The 17,503-nt window shown below is 70.0% G+C and carries 18 protein-coding genes; 17 read left to right on the forward strand and 1 reads right to left on the reverse strand.

Annotated features, from left to right (window positions below):
* Positions 1-138: 138 nt before the first annotated feature.
* The 16 genes from QN152_00615 (at position 139) to QN152_00690 (ending at position 16,047) form a co-directional block, all read left to right on the forward strand.
* Entirely contained in the window at positions 139-708 is a 570-nt protein-coding gene (locus QN152_00615) for a CoA pyrophosphatase (protein ID MDR7538019.1), read from the forward strand.
* Between the two features lie 59 nt (positions 709-767).
* On the forward strand, positions 768-1,937 hold the full coding sequence (locus QN152_00620) for a cysteine desulfurase family protein (protein ID MDR7538020.1): 1,170 nt from the start codon (positions 768-770) through the stop codon (positions 1,935-1,937).
* A gap of 127 nt (positions 1,938-2,064) precedes the next feature.
* Positions 2,065-2,430, forward strand: coding sequence for an NADH-quinone oxidoreductase subunit A (locus QN152_00625; GenBank protein ID MDR7538021.1), 366 nt, complete (start codon positions 2,065-2,067; stop codon positions 2,428-2,430).
* 47 nt (positions 2,431-2,477) lie between these two features.
* Positions 2,478-2,942, forward strand: coding sequence for an NADH-quinone oxidoreductase subunit B family protein (locus QN152_00630; GenBank protein MDR7538022.1), 465 nt, complete (start codon positions 2,478-2,480; stop codon positions 2,940-2,942).
* Positions 2,942-3,481 (forward strand): NADH-quinone oxidoreductase subunit C, encoded by a 540-nt coding sequence (locus QN152_00635; protein MDR7538023.1) that lies wholly within the window; start codon positions 2,942-2,944, stop codon positions 3,479-3,481. The genes QN152_00630 and QN152_00635 overlap by 1 nt, the downstream gene beginning before the upstream one ends.
* Before the next feature lie 5 nt (positions 3,482-3,486).
* A complete protein-coding gene (nuoD, locus tag QN152_00640) occupies positions 3,487-4,665 on the forward strand; it encodes an NADH dehydrogenase (quinone) subunit D (GenBank protein MDR7538024.1) in 1,179 nt (392 codons plus the stop codon).
* Positions 4,665-5,141 (forward strand): NADH-quinone oxidoreductase subunit NuoE, encoded by a 477-nt coding sequence (gene nuoE, locus QN152_00645; GenBank protein ID MDR7538025.1) that lies wholly within the window; start codon positions 4,665-4,667, stop codon positions 5,139-5,141. The genes nuoD and nuoE overlap by 1 nt, the downstream gene beginning before the upstream one ends.
* Positions 5,131-6,414, forward strand: a complete 1,284-nt coding sequence (gene nuoF / locus QN152_00650; GenBank protein MDR7538026.1) for an NADH-quinone oxidoreductase subunit NuoF — start codon at positions 5,131-5,133, stop codon at positions 6,412-6,414. Before nuoE ends, nuoF begins: the two co-directional genes overlap by 11 nt.
* An 11-nt stretch (positions 6,415-6,425) precedes the next feature.
* Complete coding sequence (nuoG, locus tag QN152_00655; GenBank protein ID MDR7538027.1) at positions 6,426-8,840, forward strand: NADH-quinone oxidoreductase subunit NuoG; 2,415 nt, start codon at positions 6,426-6,428, stop codon at positions 8,838-8,840.
* On the forward strand, positions 8,837-9,847 hold the full coding sequence (gene nuoH, locus QN152_00660; GenBank protein ID MDR7538028.1) for an NADH-quinone oxidoreductase subunit NuoH: 1,011 nt from the start codon (positions 8,837-8,839) through the stop codon (positions 9,845-9,847). Before nuoG ends, nuoH begins: the two co-directional genes overlap by 4 nt.
* A gap of 18 nt (positions 9,848-9,865) precedes the next feature.
* Complete coding sequence (gene nuoI / locus QN152_00665) at positions 9,866-10,351, forward strand: NADH-quinone oxidoreductase subunit NuoI (GenBank protein MDR7538029.1); 486 nt, start codon at positions 9,866-9,868, stop codon at positions 10,349-10,351.
* Entirely contained in the window at positions 10,351-10,914 is a 564-nt protein-coding gene (locus tag QN152_00670; protein ID MDR7538030.1) for an NADH-quinone oxidoreductase subunit J, read from the forward strand. Before nuoI ends, QN152_00670 begins: the two co-directional genes overlap by 1 nt.
* 2 nt (positions 10,915-10,916) lie before the next feature.
* Positions 10,917-11,216 (forward strand): NADH-quinone oxidoreductase subunit NuoK, encoded by a 300-nt coding sequence (gene nuoK, locus QN152_00675; protein ID MDR7538031.1) that lies wholly within the window; start codon positions 10,917-10,919, stop codon positions 11,214-11,216.
* Complete coding sequence (nuoL, locus tag QN152_00680) at positions 11,209-13,053, forward strand: NADH-quinone oxidoreductase subunit L (GenBank protein MDR7538032.1); 1,845 nt, start codon at positions 11,209-11,211, stop codon at positions 13,051-13,053. Before nuoK ends, nuoL begins: the two co-directional genes overlap by 8 nt.
* A complete protein-coding gene (locus tag QN152_00685) occupies positions 13,053-14,606 on the forward strand; it encodes an NADH-quinone oxidoreductase subunit M (protein MDR7538033.1) in 1,554 nt (517 codons plus the stop codon). The genes nuoL and QN152_00685 overlap by 1 nt, the downstream gene beginning before the upstream one ends.
* 4 nt (positions 14,607-14,610) lie before the next feature.
* Complete coding sequence (locus QN152_00690) at positions 14,611-16,047, forward strand: NADH-quinone oxidoreductase subunit N (protein ID MDR7538034.1); 1,437 nt, start codon at positions 14,611-14,613, stop codon at positions 16,045-16,047.
* Positions 16,048-16,057: 10 nt separating this feature from the next.
* Here QN152_00690 and lgt read toward each other — a convergent pair whose 3' ends face one another.
* Positions 16,058-16,831 (reverse strand): prolipoprotein diacylglyceryl transferase, encoded by a 774-nt coding sequence (lgt, locus tag QN152_00695; GenBank protein MDR7538035.1) that lies wholly within the window; start codon positions 16,829-16,831, stop codon positions 16,058-16,060.
* A 19-nt stretch (positions 16,832-16,850) separates the two neighbouring features.
* Here lgt and QN152_00700 point away from each other — a divergent pair, with 19 nt between their 5' ends.
* The gene (locus tag QN152_00700) at positions 16,851-17,408 is read left to right on the forward strand and encodes an inosine/xanthosine triphosphatase (GenBank protein MDR7538036.1); all 558 of its coding nucleotides are present in this window, start codon (positions 16,851-16,853) and stop codon (positions 17,406-17,408) included.
* Positions 17,409-17,503: the final 95 nt, after the last annotated feature.

Raw genomic sequence — 17,503 nt, forward strand, 5'->3', positions numbered from 1 at the left:
GGTGGCAGATTCCTCCTGCCTGCCCTACATCTTGTGGAAACTTTCTCTTTAGGCAGGGCGAGGACCTGCATCCGGGGTGAGTCAGAAGGTGGTCTTTTCCTTCCGACAGGGCAGGAGGTAGCATAAAAGGGTCGCAACATGGCTTCACCTCTCATCGAAGAGCTCAAGAAGCGGCTGGCCTCCCTGCCTCCGGCCCCGGCGGCGGCAGAGAACCTGCGGCGGGCCGCTGTGCTCGTGCCCCTGTTCGAATCGGGAGGTGAGGTGCACCTGTTGCTCACCCGGCGCAGCCAGGCGGTGGAGCACCACAAGGGGCAGATCGCCTTTCCCGGCGGCGCCGCCGACGGTGACGAGAACCTCCGCCAGACCGCGCTGCGGGAGACCTTCGAGGAGGTTGGGCTACCTCCGGAGCGCGTGGAGATCCTGGGGCGCCTTCCGGATGTGGAGGTCGTGGCCTCGGGATTCCGGGTGAGTCCCTTTGTCGGCGTGATCCCCCATCCCTACCCCCTGCGCCCCAGCAGCGAGGAGATCGAAGAGATCGTCTCCGCCCCCCTGGCCGTCTTCCGCCGGCCGGCGAACCTGCGGGTCGAGCGGCGAGACCGGGGCGGGCGGCGGTATGAGATTCTGCACTACACTTACCGGGGACACGACATCTGGGGCGCCACGGCCCGGATCATCAGGCACCTGGTCGACCTGCTGGAGGGGGCGTAGGCGGACCTTCCCGCAGCCGCGGGAGGGGCGGTGCTAGAATAGGCCCAAGCGGAGACGTGTTGGGGTACGGGCAAGTGCCCAGGGCTGTCTACCTGGATTATGCCTCTACCACGCCGCTGGACCCCCGGGTGGCGGAAGCCATGGAGCCGTTCTTCCGGAAGCGGTTCGGCAATCCCAGCAGCGTGCACACCTTCGGGCAGAGCGCCCGGCAGGCGGTGGACGCCGCGCGGGAGACCGTGGCCCGCGCGGTGGGGGCAGATGACCCGGAGGAGATCGTCTTTACCAGCGGCGCCACCGAGGCGGACAATTTCGCCCTGATCGGAGCGGCCTACGCCGGTGAGCCCCGCGGTCGGCACCTGGTGGTCAGCGCCGTAGAGCACCACGCCGTCCTGGAGCCCGCCCGCTTCCTGGCCTCGCGCGGGTTTGAGCTCACAGTTGTGCCCGTGGACGGGACCGGCCGGGTCGACCCCGATGCCGTCCGCCGCGCCATTCGCCCTCAGACCATCCTGGTCTCGGTGATGCACAGCAACAACGAAATTGGCACGCTGCAGCCGGTGGCCGAGATCGGTCGGATCACCCGGGAGGCCGGGGTGCTCCTGCACTGCGATGCAGCGCAAAGCGCGGGGATCGTACCCGTGAACGTGCAGGCGCTGGGCGTGGACCTACTCTCCCTCTCCGCACACAAGCGCTACGGGCCCAAGGGCGTGGGGGCGTTGTACATCCGCAAAGGCACGCCCCTGGTGCGTCTCCTCCACGGCGGAGCGCATGAGGGCAACCGCCGCGCCGGCACCCCCAACGTCCCCGGGATCGTCGGCTTTGCTGCAGCGCTGCGCCTGGCGCTGCAGGAGATGGATGCGGAGGCCGCCCGCCTGCGCGCGTTGCGGGACCGGATGATCGCCGGGCTGCTGACCCTGGACGGGGTCCGGCTCAACGGCCACGCCAGGGAACGCCTACCCGGGAACGTCAACGTCTCCTTTCGCGGGGCGGACAGCGAGTCGTTGCTCCTGGCCCTGGACCTGCAGGGGGTGGCCGCCAGCAGTGGGGCGGCCTGCACCTCCGGCAGCCTGGAGCCTTCGCACGTGCTGGCGGCCATCGGCCTGGACGCGGAGACGGCGGCTGGAACGCTGCGCTTCTCCCTGGGGCGCTGGACCAGCGCTGAGGAGATCGACTACGTCCTGGAGATCCTGCCGGGGATCCTGCAGCAGGTGCGCTCGGCGCTGGTGCGCTAGTCCATCTGGCAGTGCTTCGGCGCGTCGCCGTTGACGGTACGGTGGCGCGCTTATTGACACCTCCCGGCCTCTCTGCAATTATGCCCTTGTGCCACCATCCGCGCGAGCGCGCGCCTGTTAGAGGCACATGACCCAGCCGCTGGCAGCGTACCTCCCCGTCTTCATCCACCTCCTCCTGGCCGTGCTGCTCACCGCAGCTCTCCTGGGAGGGCACGCCCTCCTGGGCGGACGGCGCCCCACACCGGCCAAGCTGGAGCCCTATGAGTCCGGGGTCTGGCCCATTGGCAGCGCCCGGGTGCGCGTCCCCATCCGTTACTACCTCATCGCCATGCTCTTCATCATCTTCGATCTCGAGGTGGTCTTCCTCTACCCCTGGGCGGTGGTGCTGCGGGAGCAGGGGGGCGTGGCCCTGTGGGCCATGCTGGTCTTCCTGGGCGTGCTGGCCGTGGGCTTCGTCTACGAGTGGGCCAGGGGAGGCATGGAGTGGGAGTAGAGATTCCTGTGCCCGGGCGCGCCGCCGCCGGGGTCTCCCCCGAGGACGTGCAGCTGTTGGAGCGGCAGGTGCTGACCACCCGGGCCAGCCGCGTGATCGCCTGGGCGCGCAAGAGCTCCATCTGGCCGGTGCAGTTCGGCCTGGCCTGCTGCGCCATCGAGATGATGTCGACCGCGGCGGCCCGCTTCGACATCGCCCGCTTCGGCAGCGAACTCTTCCGGGCCTCCCCGCGGCAGTCCGACCTGATGATCGTGGCGGGCCGAGTCTCCCAGAAGATGGCGCCGGTGCTGCGCCACATCTACGACCAGATGCTGGAGCCCAAGTGGGTCCTGGCCATGGGGGACTGCGCTTCCTGCGGTGGGGTCTTCAACAACTATGCATTGGTGCAGGGCGTGGACAAGGTGGTCCCCGTGGACGTCTACGTCGCCGGCTGCCCGCCACGGCCAGAGGCGCTGCTGTTCGGTCTGCTGCAGCTCCAGGAGAAGGTCGCCCGCAGCGGAGGGCGCCGCTAGTGGGGAGCGGTGCGGCCCCTGCCGCCCTGACCGTGCTGCTGGCGGCGCTGCCCGACGCCGTGCAGGAGCAGGTGGAGTTCCGCGGGGAGACCACCGTCGTGGTCAGTCCGGATCGCGTCCTGGAGGTCCTGACCTTCCTCCGCGACCGCCTGGCCCCCCGTCCTCCTGCGCTCACCGACCTCACCGCCGTGGATCGCCTGCCCCTCGAGCCCCGCTTCGAGGTTGTCTACCTGCTGACCTGGTACGACCCACCCGGCCGCCTGCGGGTGAAGACCCGGTTGCCGGGGGCTGATCCCCAGGTGGACAGCGCCACGGGGCTGTGGCCGGCGGCCAACTGGCTGGAGCGCGAGGTCTACGACCTCTTCGGCATCCGCTTCCGCGGCCACCCCGACCTCACCCGCATCCTCCTGCCCGACGACTGGGAGGGGCACCCGCTGCGCAAGGACTACCCGCTGGTGGAGGAGCCGGTGGAGTTCCTCGGCCGGATCCCACCCATCCCCAGCCAGGCCATCCCCCGAGTCCCTCCCCGGGAGCAGTAACCGCCGTGGCCGCCCCAAGCCGCGAGACGCTCACCATCAACATGGGTCCGCAGCATCCGGCCACCCACGGCGTGCTGCGCCTGGTCCTGGACCTGGAGGGCGAGGTGATCATAGGCGCCCGGCCGGTGATCGGCTACCTGCACACCGGTATCGAGAAGGAGATGGAAACGCGGACCTATCACCAGAACATCGTCTTCCCGCCGCGTGTGGAGTACCTGGCCACCATGATCGAGGAGGTGGCCTACGTGCAGGCGGTGGAGAAGCTGCTGGGCATCACCCCGCCCAAGCGCTGCCAGTACATCCGCGTGGTCCTGATGGAGCTCTCCCGCATTGCCAGCCACCTGGTCTACCTGGGCAGCGCCGGGATCGACCTGAACATCACCAGCCTGTGGATGTATGCCTTCGCCCCGCGGGAGCGGATTCTGGACATCTTCGAGGCGGTCAGCGGCCAGAGGATGATGCACGGCTACATGCGCGTGGGCGGGCTGCAGTGGGATGTGCCCGCAGACTTCATTCCCCGGGTACGCGCGGAGATGGAGGAGCTGCCCCGACGCCTGGACGAGTTTGAGGCCCTGCTAAACGACAACCTGCTGTGGCGGCGGCGGCTGGAGGGGGTGGCCGTCCTCCCTCCGCAGGAGGCGCTGAGCTACGGCTGCACGGGCCCCGTGCTCCGCGGGTCGGGGGTGAACTACGACGTGCGCCGTGCCTTTCCCTATAGCTCCTACGAGGATTTCCAGTTCGACGTGCCGCTGGGCCAGCGGGGGGACGCCTTTGACCGCTACCTGGTGCGCATGGAGGAGATGCGGCAGAGTCGCCGCATCATCCTCCAGGCGCTGGATCGCCTGCCCGACGGCCCGGTCAGCGCGGACGACCGCAAGGTGACCCTGCCGCCGCGCCGGGAGCTGGTGCGCAGCATGGAGGCGGTGATCCACCAGTTCAAGCTGGTGAGCGAAGGCTTTCACCCGCCGCCAGGGGAGGTCTACAGCGCCGTCGAATCTCCTCGCGGGGAGAAGGGGTACTACATCGTCAGTGATGGCAGCAACCGACCGGTCCGCGTGCACATCCGCACCCCCTCGCTGTGCAACCTGCAGGCGCTTCCGGTGATGATCTATCGGGGGTACATGGCGGACGTCGTGGTGGCCATTGCCAGCACGGACATCATCCTGGGAGACGTCGACCGCTGATGGCCCCGCTACCAGACGAGGCGCGGGACGAGATCCGCCGCCTCCAGCGCCACTACGAACAACGGCAGTCCGCGCTGCTGCCAGCGCTGTTCGTGGCCCAGCGGGAGCTGGGCTGGCTGCCCCCGCAGGCGCTGCAGGAGGTAGCCGACCTGCTGGACCTGCCGCTGTCCGAGGTGACCGCCGTCGCCTCCTTCTACCGCTTCTTCTTTCTGGAGCCCGCAGGGCGCCACCTCATCCTCCTGTGCACGAACCTGGCCTGTCTGCTGAACGGGGCGGAAGACCTGCGCCGCCACCTGGAGGAGCGGCTGGGCGTGCGCCCCGGGCAGACCACGCCGGACGGGGCGTTCACCTTCCGCGAGTCAGAGTGCCTGGCGGCCTGCCACCTGGCGCCCATGCTCATGGTGGACCGGGAGCGGTTCGGCCCGCTGACCCCGCGGGAGGTGGACGAGCTGCTGGAGCGATACCGTGCCCGCTGAATCCATCCTGCTGCGCTTTATGGAGGGGGAGGGAACCGCCGACCTGGAAGCCTACCTGCGGGTCGAGGGCTACGCGGCGGCGCGGCACGCCCTCACCGCCCTAACCCCGGAAGAGGTCATCGAGATCGTCGACCGGTCCGGGCTGCGCGGCAAGGGCGGAGCGGGCTTTCCCACAGCGCGCAAGTGGAAGTTCGTCCCCAAGGACGCGCCCCTCAAGTACGTGGTGGTCAACGGCGACGAGGCTGAGCCGTGCACATTCAAGGACCACATGTTGCTGGAACGCGCCCCGCACCTGTTGCTGGAGGGGATCATCATTGCCGCCTACGCCGTGGGCGCCCACAAGGCCTACGTCTACGTGCGCCGCGAGGGTTATCTGGCCCGGGAGCGGCTGCGCCAGGCGGTGGCGGCAGCCTATGCCCGCGGCTTCCTGGGGCGGAAGATCTTCGGCACAGGCATGGACCTGGAAGTGGTGGTGCACAGCGGCGCCGGCGCCTACATCGCCGGAGAGGAGACGGCGCTGCTGGAGTCGCTGGAAGGCCGCCGCGCCATGCCCCGGCCGCGTCCGCCCTTCCCCGCGGTCTTTGGCCTCTACGGCCGGCCCACCGTAGTGAACAACGTGGAGACGCTCAGCCACCTGCCGGCGGTGATCCGTCTGGGGCCAGAGGGCTACCGCGCCCTGGGCCCGCCGGCACTCTTCTCCGTGAGCGGCCACGTACGTACCCCGGGGGTCTACGAGCTGCCGCTGGGGACGCCCATGCGCCAGGTGATCGCCGCGGCCGGCGGCCTGCGCCCGGGGCGGAGGTTCAAGGCCGCCTTCCCCGGAGGGTCCTCCTCGGCCCTCCTCACCGCGGAGCACCTGGACGTGCCTATGGACTACGAACCCCTGCGGGCGGTGGGTTCCATGCTGGGGTCGGCCTCGCTCATCGTCATGGACGACACCACCTGCATCGTCCGGGTGGTGGCCCGGGCCGTGGCCTTCTATAAGGAAGAGTCCTGCGGCAAGTGCACCCCCTGCCGGGAGGGCACCTACTGGCTCTCCCAGATCTTTGACCGCATCCTTGAGGGCCGGGGACGGGCCGAGGACCTGGAGCTCCTGACCCACATCTCCCGCGGGATGAGTAACGGTGCCTGCTTCTGCCTGCTGGGGGAGAGCGTGCCGCCCGGCCTGGAGGCATCGCTGCGGCACTTCCGTCATGAGTACGAATACCACATCCGCACCGGGCGCTGCGACGTGGAGGCGGCCCTCGCCGCGGCCGTCGCCCCGGGTGCCTAGTCCCGGGAGCCGTGACTGAGCGCAGTGAGATCACCCTGACCATCGACGGGCGCCAGGTGACCGTCCCCCGCGGCATCACCGTCTGGCAGGCGGCCCGGCAGGCCGGCATCGACATCCCCATCTTCTGTTACCACGACCGGATGCCCCCGCTGGGAGCCTGCCGCCAGTGCCTGGTGCGCGTGGAGAAGAACCCGCGCTGGCAGACCTCCTGCACGCTCCTGGCCGAGGAGGGCATGGTGGTGCACGCCAGCACCCCGGAGGTGCGGGCGGCGCAGGAGCGCAACCTGGAGTTCCTCCTGATTAACCACCCGCTGGACTGCCCTATCTGCGACAAGGGTGGGGAGTGCCCGCTGCAGGACCAGACCTTTGCCTACGGCCCCGGACGCAGCCGGTTCGTGGAGACCAAGCGGGACTTCGCCAAGCCGGTCTCCCTGGGGCCGATCCTGGTGCTGGACCGAGAGCGCTGCATCCTCTGCTGGCGCTGCGTCCGCTTCGGCGAGCTCATCGCTGGTGACGAGGCGCTGAAGGGGTTCGAGCGGGGCTTCGCCACCGAGATCAACACCCCATTTACCTGGCCCGTGCGCTCCAAGTTTATCGGCAACACCATCAACATCTGTCCTGTGGGCGCCCTGACCAGCCGCACCTACCGCTTCCGCGCCCGCCCCTGGGACACCACCCCGGTCCCCTCCGTGTGCAATCACTGCGGGTTGGGATGTGCGCTCTGGCTGGACGTGCGCGACCAGACCGTGGCCCGGGTCCGGGCCAGGGAGACTCCGGACCTGAACGACATCTGGCTATGCGACCTGGGGCAGTTCGGCTTCTCCTTCGTGCACGCGCGGGACCGGCTGACCCGGCCGCTTGTGCGCCGCCACGGGCGGCTGCAGGAGGCGAGCTGGGAGGAGGCACTCGCGCTGGTGGCCGGACGGCTGGCGGCGGCGCGGCGGGACGGCCCCGGCCGGGTCGGGGTGCTGGGGGGAATGCGGCTGACCAACGAGGAGAACTTCCTGCTGTCCCGCCTCTTCCGCCAGGTGGTGGGCACGCCGCACCTGGACCACCGCCTCGACGCCCGCCCGGGCAGCGCCAGCCTGGAGGTGGCCTGGGGACTGCGCACGCCGCTGGAGACCATCTCCCACAGCGATCTGCTGCTGCTGGTGGGCTGCGACATCACCGAGGAGTACCCCATCGCCTGGCTGCGGATGAAGCAGGCCACAGACCGCGGCGCCGCCCTGTACACCCTCCACTGCCGGCCGCTGGAGATCCGCCGCTTCGCCCGCGCCTCCCTGGTGCCTGCTCCGGGTGCGGAGGGAGTGGTGATGTCGCAGTTGGCCGCCGCCGTGAGCGGGGCGGCACCAGATGAAGCCGTCCTGCGCCAGGTGGGGGTGGACCCCGCGGTGGTGGAGACCCTGGCCGCGGGGGTGCGCACGGCCAGGAAACCCATGGTCTTCCTGGGGAAGAGCGCGCTGGAGGGGCTTGCGGGTAGGGCGGTACTGCGTGCCGCGGCGCAGCTCCAGGCCGGGGGGTGCACCGTGCACATCATGCGCGGCAAGGGCAACGCCGTTGGCGCCGCCCTCATGGGGGTGCTGCCGGTTCCCGGCGGGTGGACCGCGCCGGAGATCATCCGCCAGGCGGGAGGCGGTGCGCTGCAGGTACTCTACGTCCTGGGGGGCGACCCGGCCACCGAGGTGGCGGACGGGCGAGCATGGACGGCGGCCCGGGCGGGAACGCCCTTCCTGGTCGTCCACGACCTCTTCCTTACCCAGACCGCGCAGCAGGCGGACGTGGTCCTGCCTGTTCTGGCCTTCGCCGAGAAGGACGGCACGGTGTGCAACCTGGAGGGGCGGGTGCAGCGCATCACCGCAGCGGTCCGCGGCCCCGGCGAGGCCCGCGGCGACGCTGCGGTGCTGGCCGACCTGGCCGCGCGCCTGGGCGCCCCCTGGGCCTACGACGGCTGGGAGGAGATCTTTGCCGCCGCTTCCGCCGCGGTCCCCGGGCTGGCCGTGGGGGCGGTCCTATCGCCGCCGCCGCTTGCGGGGGAGTGGCCGGCGGACAGTGCTCCTCTACCCCGGGCTGCGGACCTGGTCCTGATCAGCGGGGAGGTGCTCTTCGACCGCGGCAGCATGACCGGCCGCTCGCCCGCCATCGCCGAGCTGGCCGGCCCGCCCACCGTCTGGGTCCACCCTGCCGACGCCGCCGCCTGCGGGCTTGCCGACGGCGCACTGGCCCGGCTCTCTGCGGGCGATGCCTCCCTGGTACTGAGGGCCCGCGTCACCTCCGAGGTGCCTCCCGGTCGGGTTTTCGTTCCCCGGGGCTTCGATGCGCTCCCCCTGCACCGTCTCCTCTCCTGGGATCGCCCCCTGCCGGCGGTCTCGCTGCGTGCGGTGGGCGGGACGGCTGCTGCCGCTGCGGGCGCGGAGGCCGCACCGTGATCCCTCTCCTGGTGGAGGCTGGCATCAAGAGCGCTGTCCTGCTGCTGGCGCTGCTCACGGCTACCGCCTACCTGACTCTGCTGGAGCGCCGGCTCCTGGGGAGGTTCCAGCTGCGATACGGGCCCAACCGCGCCGGGCCGCTGGGCCTGCTCCAGCCGCTGGCCGACGGGGTGAAGCTGCTCTTCAAAGAGAGCTTCGTCCCCGCGCAGGTGGATCCCATAGTCTACTGGCTGGCCCCGGCGATCTCCATGGTGGCGGCGCTGTTCGTCTACGTGGTCATCCCCTTCGGCCCCGCCGTGGTGCTCTTCGGGCGGACCATCCCCCTGGTGCTGGCCGATGTGAACGTGGGCATCCTTCTGGTGCTGGCCGCCTCCTCCATCGGCGTCTACGGCATCATCCTGGGCGGGTGGTCGGCCAGTAACAAGTACTCCCTCCTGGGGGCGCTGCGCAGCAGCGCGCAGCTCATCTCCTACGAGCTGACCCTGGGGCTTGGGGTCATTGCCGTGGTCCTGCTGGCCGGGTCCCTGTCCATGGTGAGAATCGTAGAGGCGCAGCGGGAGCTCTGGTTCGCCTTCCGCTTCCCTTACGGGACGGTGGCTTTCCTCCTGTTCCTGGTCGCCGGGGTGGCGGAGACCAACCGCGCTCCCTTCGACCTGCCGGAGGCGGAACAGGAGCTGATCGCCGGCTACCAGACCGAGTACGGCGGGTTCAAGTTCGCCATGTTTTACATCGGCGAGTACATGTCAGTGATCACCATCAGCGCTCTTGTGGCCACCCTCTTTTTGGGCGGCTGGTACGGCCCGCCGCTAGCGGGGAGGTGGCTGCCGGGCCCCTTCTGGGTGATCCTGAAGATCCTGGCCGGCGTCTTCTTCTTCATCTGGCTGCGGGCGACGCTGCCCCGGGTGCGGCACGACCAGCTCATGGCCCTGGGCTGGAAGGTGCTGCTCCCCGCGGGCTTCCTGAACGTGCTGCTGGCCGCCGTGGTGGTGGCGCTGCGGGGGGCGTAGGATGCGCCGGGAAGACGGGTGAGCACGACCATGGCGGTGGCCCTGCGGCAGGTGCTGGGGCTTCTCCGGGGGCTGGGGGTGACCCTGCGCGTCCTGGCGCGTCCCCCGGTGACGGTGCTCTACCCGGAGCGGAAGCCTCCGGTGGAGCCGCGCTTCAAGGGGCGGCACTGGCTGACCCGGTACGCAGACGGGCTGGAGCGGTGCATTGGCTGCGAGCTGTGCGTCATCGTCTGCCCCTCCCAGGCCATCTTCGTCCAGGCGGCGGAGAACACTCCCGAGCACCAGGTCAGCCGCGGGGAGCGCTACGCCGCCGACTTCCAGATCAACATGCTGCGCTGCATTTTCTGCGGCTTCTGCGAGGAGGCGTGCCCCACGGGGGCCATCGTCCTGGGGCACGACTACGAGCTGGCCGGCCCCAGCCGGGCGGCGCTGATCTACACCAAGCCCATGCTCACCGAGCCGTATCCCGGGGCCAGCGGCCGCGACCCCCACCGGGAGGTGTGATGGAACCCGTCCTCTTCATCATCTTTGCCGCGCTGGCCCTGGCCGGCGGACTGGGTGTGGTCGCCTCCGCCCGGGCCATCCACAGCGCGCTGGCGCTGCTAATGGTTCTGGGCGCGCTGGCCGGACTCTACCTGCTGCTGGGGGCGCAGTTCATCGCTGTCCTCCAGGTGATCGTCTACGCCGGCGCCATCGTTGTCCTCTTCCTCTTCGTCATCATGCTGCTGCACATGGCCACCGGCGAGCCCCCCACCCGAGGTCTGCGGCCCTGGCGGGCCGGGGCCACCCTGGTTGCCGCCTTCTTCCTGGCCGGGGTGCTCTTCGCCTCCCTGCGGGCCCCCGGTCTGGCGGATCCGGCGCCGGCCCCGCCGGAGGGCTTTGGCAGCACCGAGGCCGTGGGACGACTGCTCTTCACTCGCTTCCTCCTGCCGTTCGAGCTGGCCTCCGTGGTGCTCCTGGTGGGGATTGTCGCCGCGGTGGTCCTGGCCAAGGGGGCTCTGGTGCTGCGGGTCCCCGCGCGCCCGCCGTCTGAGGTGGAGGCGAAGGCGGAGGCGGTGCCGCGGTGACGGTGCCCCTGCCGGCCTACCTGGTGCTGGGTGCCCTCCTCTTCTCCCTGGGTGCGGTGGGGGTACTGGTGCGGCGCAACGCGTTAATTGTCTTCATGTCCATCGAGCTGATGCTGAACGCAGTGAACCTGACGTTCGTCGCCCTCAGCCGCCATCTGCCGTCCATGGACGGGCAGCTGGCGGTATTCTTCACCATCGTTGTGGCCGGGGTGGAGGTGGTGGTGGGGCTGGCCATCATTGTAGAGATCTTCCGCTCCCGGGCCACGGTCGACCTGGACGAGGTCCGCCTGCTCCGTGGCTAGCTTTGCCTGGACGATTCCCCTGTGGCCGGCCCTGGGCTGGCTGGTGCTGGGCCTGGTGGGAGGGCGGCTGCCGCGGGGTGCCGTGGCGCTGGTGGGATGCGGCAGCGTGGCCCTGGCCGCAGCGGCGGCCACGAGCGCCTGGCTGACCTTTCCCGGGGCCCCGGCGCAGCGGACCTTCTACACATGGATCGCCGCGGGCGCCTTCAGGGTGGAGGCGGGGCTGCTGCTGGACCGCCTCTCCCTGGTGATGTCGCTGGTGGTGAGCAGCGTGGGGCTGCTCATCCACATCTACTCCGTCGGCTACATGGCCGGGGACCGAGCCTACAGCCGCTACTTCGCCTACCTGAACCTCTTCATGGCCTCCATGCTGCTGCTGGTGCTGGGGAAGAACCTCCTGGTCTTCTTCGTGGGGTGGGAGCTGGTGGGGCTGTGCTCCTACCTGCTGATCGGGTTCTGGTTCGATCGGGAGCGCGCGGCCAGCAGCGGGCGCAAGGCCTTCGTGGTCAACCGCATCGGCGACGCCGCGTTCCTGGTGGGGATCCTGCTGCTGTGGACCCAGCTGGGGACGCTGGATCTGCGGGCGATCGGCGCGCAGGCCCGGACGCTCTCTGCTTCGGTGATGGTGGCGGCGTCGCTGCTCCTCTTTGCCGGGGCCACGGGGAAGTCGGCGCAGCTGCCGCTGTACACCTGGCTGCCCGACGCCATGGAGGGCCCCACCCCCGTCTCAGCCCTGATCCACGCGGCCACCATGGTCACCGCCGGGGTCTACATGATCGCCCGCCTCTTCCCGCTGTTCACCCACCCGGTGACGCTGTCGGTGGTGGCCACGGTGGGAGCGGCTACCGCGTTCTTTGCTGCCACCGTCGCCCTGGTGGAGTGGGATATGAAGCGGGTGATGGCCTACTCCACCATCAGCCAGCTGGGCTATATGTTCCTGGCCATGGGCACGCTGGCCCCCGCCGCCGGCATCTTCCACCTGACCACCCACGCCTTCTTCAAGGCGCTGCTCTTCCTGGCCGCCGGCAGCGTCATGCACGCCATGGACAACGTGGTGGACATGCGCGCCCTGGGCGGTCTGGCCCCCCGCCTGCGATACACCACGGGAACCTTCGTCATCGGCGCTCTGGCCCTGGCGGGCATCCCGCCGTTTGCCGGCTTCTTCAGCAAGGACCTGATCCTGGAGAAGGCGTGGGAGCACGCCGCAGCCGGGGGGAGCTTGCTGCCGTTCCTTCTGGGGCTGGTCACGGCGCTGGTGACGGCGGTCTATATCACGCGGGCCACGCGCTACACCTTCTTCGACCGGCCCCGCCGGGAGGCGCACCCCCATGAGGCCCCGCCGGTGATGCTGTGGCCCATGCTCGCCCTCGCCAGCCTCAGCCTGGGCGGCGGACTGCTGGGCGCGCGAACGGTGGGCGCGCCACTGCTGAAGTTCCTGGGGCTGCAGTTCGCCGTGCGCGCGCCGCATGCGGCGGCACCCGGGCTGTCTGCCCCGACGCTGGCGGTCCTCGCTGCCGTGGCCGGGGTGGTCGTCGGCTGGCTCGGCTACCGTGACCGGCGCGATCCCGACCTGGGCTGGGTGGCTCACCTGTTCCGCCGCCACTGGTACCTGCTGGATCTCTACGACGGGGTGCTCGTCCCCGCAGCCAGGCACCTGGCGCTGCTTCTGGCCGGCCCGGTGGATCTGGGCCTGATCGACCGCGCGGTTAACGGGATCGGGGCGCTGGCCGCCGCAGGGGCCCGGGGACTGCGCCAGCTGCAGACCGGCTACATCCGGCAGTATGCGGCGGTCATCCTGGTGGGGGCGATCCTGATCATGGCCTACTGGGTGGCGCGCTGATGCTCACCTGGCTGATCTTCACCCCGACCATCGGCGCAGCCGTGGTGGCGGCGCTGCCGCGCCGGCGCGCCGGCGCAGCGCGTTGGGTGGGATGGCTGGCCAGCCTGGCCACTCTGGGCCTGGCCGTCCGGCTCTTCCAGGCCTTCGTCCCGGGCAGCGGGGAGATGCAGTTTGTCGTCCGCCGGCCCTGGGTGCCGCTTTTGGGCATCGAGTACGCGCTGGGGGTGGATGGGATCTCGCTGCTACTGGTGATGCTCACCGCGGTGATCTTTCCCATCGCCCTGCTCTCCTCCTGGGGGGCAATTGCGGAGAAGGTGCGGGAGTTCACGGTGGCCATGCTCCTCCTGGAGACCGCCGTCCTGGGGACCTTCCTCAGCCTGGACCTGCTGCTCTTCTACGTCTTCTGGGAGGCAGTGCTGGTTCCCATGTACTTCCTCATCGGCATCTGGGGCGGCCCACAGCGCACCTACGCCGCCAACAAGTTCATCCTGTACACCATGGCAGGCAGCGTGCTGATGCTGGTGGCCATCATCGCCTTCTACCTGACGGCGGCGCCGGCGGGCGCGCGCACCTTTGATCTGCTGCGCCTCCAGGAGGCGGCGCCGCCCTCAGGGCTTGCTCCCTGGCTGTTTGCCGCCTTCACCCTGGCCTTCGCCGTGAAGGTGCCGCTGTGGCCGCTGCACACCTGGCTGCCGGACGCGCACGTGGAGGCACCCACCGCTGGCAGCGTAATCCTGGCAGCCCTCCTGCTGAAGATGGGGACCTACGGGTTCCTCCGCTTCTCCCTGGGACTCTTCCCCCAGGTGGCGGTCACCGCCGCACCGCTGCTGCTGGCCCTGGGGGTGGTGGGGGTCATCTACGGGGGGATCGTCTCCTGGGCCCAGCCTGACCTGAAGCGCCTGGTGGCCTTCAGCAGCGTTAGCCACCTGGGCTTGGTCACCCTGGGCATCTTCGCCCTGACCACCGAGGCGCTGCAGGGCGCCCTGCTGCAGATGGTCAACCACGGCATCTCCACCGGCGGGCTGTTCCTCATCGTCGGCGTCCTCTACGACCGGCTGCACACCCGGGCCATCGCCGACTACGGCGGGGTGGCCGCGCTTATGCCGCGCTTCGCCGCCCTCTTCACCATCGTCCTGCTCTCCTCCGCCGCTGTGCCATCGACCAACGGTTTCGTAGGCGAGTTCCTCATCCTGCTGGGGACCTTTCACCGTTCCCCGCCACTGGCCGTCCTGGCCGTCAGCGGGGTGATCCTCTCGGTGATCTACCTGCTGTGGGCCTACCAGAAGGTGATGCAGGGTCCGGTGAGGGCAAAGACGCCGGAGCGCCTGGTGGAGGTGAACGCGCGAGAGGCGCTGGTCTTCCTCCCGCTGGTGGTGCTCATCTTCTGGATCGGCCTGTACCCTTCCCCTCTGCTGCGCCGCTCCGAGGCTTCCGTGCGCGCGGTGGTGGAGCGCGTGGAACGCCGTACGCAGGGTGCGGTGACGCCTGGACGGCCAGTCGCAGGTACCCCCGGCGCGGTAGCTGGGAGGATTCCGCCTCTGGGGGCACGGTGACGCCGTGAGTGCGGCCATCGACCTGCGCACCGTCCTGCCGGAGGTGGTGGTGGCCGCCCTGGCCATGGCGGTGTTGATGTGGGATGTGCTGGCCGGGGTCCGCGGGCGGAAGGCGCTGGCCCCGGGAACTATCCTGGGGCTGGCGGCCGCCGCCGGGGCCGTGATCTGGGTGGGGCCTCGCCCGCCGGCCTTCGCCGGCGCCTACCTGCGCGATGCTGCCACGGTGCTCTTCCAGGCCATCGCGCTGATCTCTGCGGTTCTGGCCACCCTCCTTGGCGCCGACTACCTGCGGCGAACCGGCCTGGAACGAGGGGAGTACTATGCCCTCCTCCTCTTTGCCTGCCTGGGCGCTATGGTCATGGCGGCCGCCGGAGACCTGATCGTCCTATTCCTGGGACTGGAGACCCTATCCATCCCGCTGTATGTCCTGGCCGCCTTCCGCCGCGGGAATGTCCGCTCCCAGGAGGCGGGGATGAAGTACTTCCTGCTGGGATCCTTCTCCACGGCCTTCTTCCTCTACGGGGTTGCCCTGCTCTATGGTGCCTCTGGGTCCACCGCTCTGGGGGCGCTGGCCCGGGCTGCAGCGGCGGGGCTGACCCCGCTGCTGGGGATAGGCGTCGCCCTTTTCTCCATCGGCCTGGCCTTCAAGGCCGCCCTGGTCCCCTTCCACACCTGGGCACCCGACGTCTACGAGGGGGCGCCGCTGCCGGTGACGGCCTATATGGCGGTGGTGGCCAAGGTGGGCGCATTCGCCGCGGTGCTGCGGGCCTTCCCCCTGGCCCTGCCCGGGCTGGCCGGCCAGTGGACGCTGCTGCTGGCCACCCTCAGCGTGGCCACCATGATCCTGGGCAACCTGGTGGCGCTGGTGCAGCGCTCTATGAAACGCCTGCTGGCCTACTCCAGCATCGCCCACGCCGGGTACCTGCTGATCGGGGTGGCTGCCGGAGGAGCGGAGGGGGCGTGGGCGATGGTCTTCTACCTGGTGGCCTACCTCTTCATGACCCTGGGCGCGTTTGCTGTGGTCCTGCTGCTGCAGCGGGCCGGCGAGGAAGCGGACCTTATCGAGGAGTACGCCGGCCTGGGAGGGAGGGCGCCCTGGCTGGCCGCGGCCATGGCCGTGTTTATGGTCTCCCTGGCCGGACTGCCCCCGACGGCGGGGTTCATCGGCAAGTTCTACCTGTTCAGTGCGGCCCTGGCTGCGGGCCAGCCCGCGGTGGCTCTGGTGGGGGCCCTGACCTCGGTGGTTTCCGTCTACTACTACCTGCGCGTCCCCTACATCATGTTCGTGGGCAGGGAGGTGGAGGGTGTGGAGGTGGTACCTGCGCCCGGCGTGCGCGCCGTCGTCGTCACCGCGGCAGCGGCGGTGATCCTCCTGGGCGTGCTCCCGGGCGCGCTGACGCAGGCGGTCCACCCTCTGGTCGACCTCTTCGGCGCCCGGTGAGGTTCCGCGCTTACGGCTCGGGATCCGCGCCGACCGGCGGGGGCTGAGGGGGCGAGCTGCGGGGACGGCGCCAGAGGAACCACACGCCGGCCAGAAGCAGGATCGCTGCGGCCACCTGGCCGTAGGCCAGGGTCCCCAGGATGACGTGCTCCTCGCTGCGCAGCGCATCCAGGAGGATACGTCCGGCGGAGGTGAGCACGACAACGACCCACCACACCTGCCCGGGGAACGCGCGCCGCCTGGCCACGCGCCAGGCGGCCCAGAGGATCACTACGGCCAGCGCCATCTCGTAGAGCTGCAGGGGATGGCGCGGCGCATCCGGCGCCGTGGGGAAGAGGACTCCCCAGGGCAGCGCCGTCGGGTCTCCGTATAGCTCGCCGTTCATGAAGTTGCCGAAGCGGACGAAGATGTTGCCCAGGGGGATGGCCCAGACCACGGTGTCGGCCAGCGACCAGTACGAGACACCGCCGCGGCGCGCCACCAGGTACCCGTACAGCAGCCCGGCGGCGATGGCCCCATGCGACGTCAGCCCGCCGTGCCAGAGGCGGAAGACCTCCAGGGGGTCGGCGAACTCTCCCGGATGGGAGACGACGTACCCCAGCCGGGCCCCGGCGAAGAGAACCAGGGCCAGGGGGAAGGTGATGCGGTCGATGAACTCCCGGGCGATGCCGAAGCGAGGTCCCCAGCGCAGGGCGAAGAGGATGCTCGCCAGGATCGTCAGCGCCATCATCACTCCGTACCAGCGGACGACCAGCGGTCCGGCCTGGAAGAGCACGGGGTTCATGGCGGTCCCAGTCTAGCAGATGGATCCCTGCGGCAGCAGCCCGCTCCCTTCTTCGCCTACGCGCATCGCCGTCGGCTCGCAACAGCCAGCCAAGGTGGCCGCGGCCACGGTCGTGCTGCAGAGGGCCTTCCCCGGAGCGGAGGTCGTGGCCCTGGGCGTGGAGGGCGGTGTCGGCCCGCTACCCCTCTCGGTCGAGGAGACCATCCGGGGCGCGCTGGAGCGGGCCCGGCGCGCGCTGCGGGAGGGCGGAGCCGATCTGGGTGTGGGGATCGAAGACGGGCTGGAGGAGACCCCGCACGGCACCTTCCTCGGGAGCTGGGCGGCCGCCATCGACCGCAGGGGACGGGTGGGGCTGGGAGCGGGGATGCGCATCCTCCTGCCGCCGGAAGTGGTGCAGGCGGTCCGCCGGGGGCAGGACCTCGGCCAGATCGTCCGCGAGCACTCCTCTCTGGTGGACAGCGAGACCGGCGGCGCCATCGGCTGGCTTACCCGCGGCCTGGTCACGCGGGAAGAGGCGCACCGCCATGCCGTCGCCGCAGCGCTGGCTCCCTTCCTGCCGGGCGCGGTACAGTGGTAAGAGCCACGCATCGTGGAGTTCAGCGAGACCACTGTGAGGCGGGTGAACAGGGTGGAGGCCGATCCGGAGAAGTGGATGCTCCAGTCCAGCTACAC

It is taken from the genome of Armatimonadota bacterium (assembly GCA_031459715.1).
Lineage (GTDB): Bacteria > Sysuimicrobiota > Sysuimicrobiia > Sysuimicrobiales > Humicultoraceae > Humicultor > Humicultor tengchongensis.